Consider the following 3567-nt stretch of genomic DNA (forward strand, 5'->3'; position numbering starts at 1 on the left):
GACCTGGAAGAAAGCAATTCGAGCGAAGCGGCTGACCTGCTGGCGCGCTTGCGCGCCAAGCCCTTGCGTGCCGATACGCTCGATGCGGTCGACCGCCTGCACACGCTGTGGATGCGTGCGGGTGATACGCCTGCCGCGCGCGCCGTGGTTGATGGCGATGGTGCTGCCGTGCTGGCCGCCGCGCCCGCAGATGCCCAGACCGGTGTGCAGATGCAGCTCGCGTTGTACCGTCTGCAGATGGCCAGCTATCTGCGCGATGAGGCCGCTGCACTGCAGGTGCTGGCCGAGATGCACACCATCGTTCGCGAGCGGCCCGATCTTGACGCCGATGCGTATCGCCAGTTGCGCGTGTTCGATCAGCTCGAATACGCTGCGCCTGCGGTTGCGTTGGCGACCATCGACCTGCGCGAGGCCATCGATCAGGCCATTCCCGGCCGTGCGGCGTTCCGTGCGTGGGATACCGCCGACCATCACCGGCGCCGTGCATGGGCATATTCCCGCCACGAGCAGCCTGCCGAGGCACGCGCCGCGGCCGAGGCCAGTATTGCCGCGTTGCAGACTGCCGCCCCGGATCAGGATGTCGACGAAAACGATTGGCTGCGCCTGGGCGATGCGCTGATCGAGATCGTGCCGGACCATCTGGCCGCATTTGTGCAGCCGGTGAACGCGCTCACGGCCGACTGGTCACTGCCGCGCCGCCGCGAGGCGGAGGTTCGCCTGGCCCGCCTGGGTGCCCGTGCCCAGCGCAAGCAAGGCGATCTGGCCGGCGCGCTGCAGGCCTGTGCCGCTGCGCGCTACAGCCTGTCGTCGGATGGCAGCGACGACTTTATCGAATATGAACTTGAATGGCTGATCGAGGCCGGCCGCTTTGACGAGGCCGGACAGCGCGCCTTCTTCCACATCTACCAGGTGGAAACCGGCATGTGGGAAGGCTTGCCGCCCATCGTGAGCGAGCGCCTGGCCGATCCCGCAGACACCTCGGTCTGGTGGGCGCTGTGTGCCTTGCGTGCCTGCCATCTGGACGAGACCTTCGAGCGCTTCGTGCAATTGGCGCAAGGCCGTGGCCCGGCGCTGCACGAGCGCTCTGACGTGCACCGCGCGCTGTTTGCCGCGCTGGCGGGTAAGGACGCTGAAGATGCCCTGCCAGAGGTCGTTGTTGCGGCCCAAGCGCTGGCCGAGGCCCGCGCCCCCAAGCACCCGTGGACCACGCGCCTGATGGCGGTGCGCAACGGCATGGCTGGGCGCATCGACCCGACTACCGAAGCGGCCCAACTGCTGGCTGCCACGCATGAGACCGAGATGGAGGACAACCGCACGGCGTACTCGCTCTTCCATGCGCGTGCGCGCTCGCTGGGGCTGCTGGAAACGCTCCGGCTGCCGGCGCCGGCGGTGCCCAGCGGCCTGTGGGGTTACGCCTTTGCCGTGACTGTCGACAACGAATACGAGGAGCAGCTCGACGACCTGCCGGCCAAGCACCAGGACGAGGCGCAGAAGCTGTACCGCAAGCTGCTGTGCTCTGTCTACGAGCAGGCGCAGGCCCGCATGGAGCGCTACTTCGCAACCGGCACCGGGCATCCGTACGATGCGTGCGCGCACCTGTACTCGATGCTCTGCAACAACCTCGCGATCCAGTATCGCTACTACGAAAGCCGGTACGACGACGCCGTCGAGCTGCACCGGCGCGGCATCGCCGCCAGCCCGTTTGCCGAGCACTACGACGGCATCCTGCGCTCCCGCATCGAGCAGGAAGATCATGCCGGCGTGCTGGATGCCGCCGAGGCACTCTGGAATTTCTCGGCCGACTACGGCTACAGCCGGCACGAACCGAACGACTACGTAGGCGATGTGGCGTGTGCCCTGCTGACGCTGGAACGACCGCACGAAATCTCGATCTGGCTGGAGCGTCTGGCGCACTGGCAGCAGGAGAACGGCGAGAAGGAAGATGCCCTGACATCCGGTGCGCTGGGCGCGCGCCTGCGTGTGCTGCTTTACATGGGGCAGGCCCTGGAGCAAGAGGCAGCGACCTACTGGAACCGCCTGGAACCGCAGGTGCGTGTCTGCGACGACTACTGGGCATTGGCCAAGGCCGCCCAAGTCCAGGGTGCGCTGGAGCGCTTTGATGAAGCTGCAGCCCTGTGCCAGCGTTCAATGGACTGCAATCCGCGCGACGATGCCTCCTCCCGTCAGGACTACGAGGCCATGAAGACACTCCAGGCCTCGTACAAGCGTGGTGGCAACGGTGCCTCGACCGGCAAGTCGTGGTGGCAAATCTGGAAATGAGTCGCACTGCCCGGTCGACCGGCTACGCCCCGCGCAACGCGCTCAACGCTGACCGGCTCAAAGCCGGCATTGCCGCGCGCAGTGAAGCCCGTGGCGACGCGGCGCCGGTACGTGCCTGGCTGCTGAATCATTTCTATCGCCACCTGGTGGCCAACTTCGAGCCGGCGCGCCCGATCGCCTCGCTGGACGAAGCGCGCAAGGCGCTGGGTGCCGCCACATTGCCTGAATGGGTGGCGGCACGCTTTGCGACTGCCAAGGCTGCACCGGGTTCTGACGCCGCCGCGCTTGCACCGGTGGTGTGGATCGACCCCGTCGAGCCCCAGCTGTTGGCACTGGAGCAGAAGCTGCTGGAGTTCCTGACTTCGCGCCGGGGCACCGCACTGGAAGGCAAGCTCGATCGCGTCAATTGCCCGCAGGCCCTGGCGCAATGGGAGCGAGAGCATGCCGAGATGGCCGCGCGCATCGAACGCGGCTGGCGCGAGAGCCAGCCCGAGGCACTGCTCGCACTGCTGACAACGCCCAACGGCAGCTTTGTCGAGTTCCGGCACGACAGCACGTTGCTGCGCGCCGAGATGGCCTTCGAGAGCTATGTCATGCGTCATTGCCTCGGCCAGTTCGCGGATCGCCGCACACTCTGCGGCGGCTACGGCGAGCGCTATGCCGAAGCGATCGAACAACAGCGCCTGCGCCTGCTGAGCTTTCGTGATGCCGGTGGGCAGCCGCACATCACCATCAGCCTGATCGTCGGGGCCGATGGTGCGCTGACGGTCGAGCAGGTCAAGGGCAAGCAGAATCGCCCGCCGATCGACCGCTATGTCGGTGATGTGCTGGCCTGCCTCAACGCGTTGGCCCCGAGCGGCGACACCCCGGCGGATTGCATTGCGATTGGCCTGGTGCGCACGCCTGTCGGCTGGCAGCGGATTGAGGATGTGACCGATGCCGCCACGCAGACGCAACTGGTGGCGCACCATCCGCAGCTGTTCCCGCGCCTGCGCGCGCCGACGCCCATGGTGGAGTGGCTGATTGCCGCGCGCCAACCGGCGTTGCTGGCCGAGCATCCGCCGCGTGCGGCGTCTGTTGCCTATGCCACACGACAGGCGCGCGCCAAGCGGGGGGCGGGCACGTTGTCGCCCAGCCCAGACGTGGGTTTCGCTACGGAAGACGTGCCTTGGCCCGACATGTCCGCGCAGGAAGCGGAAGCACTGGCCACGCAAGCCGGCGCACACCACGGATAGGCGAGGATATCGATGCCCACCTGGCTCAAGATTCTGCTGGCGGCGTATGTGC

General features: G+C 67.0%; 1 protein-coding gene and 1 pseudogene. Both read left to right on the forward strand.

Annotated elements, in window-relative coordinates; all coding sequences use genetic code 11:
• Positions 1-2280: pseudogene (locus JHD73_RS27095) on the forward strand (hypothetical protein); the annotation flags it as partial.
• A complete protein-coding gene (locus JHD73_RS27100) occupies positions 2277-3515 on the forward strand; it encodes a hypothetical protein (RefSeq protein WP_199033228.1) in 1239 nt (412 codons plus the stop codon). The pseudogene JHD73_RS27095 and the gene JHD73_RS27100, both read left to right, overlap by 4 nt.
• Positions 3516-3567: the final 52 nt, after the last annotated feature.

Source organism: Ralstonia sp. ASV6, from assembly GCF_016429285.1.
Classification (GTDB): Bacteria; Pseudomonadota; Gammaproteobacteria; order Burkholderiales; family Burkholderiaceae; genus Ralstonia; species Ralstonia flaminis.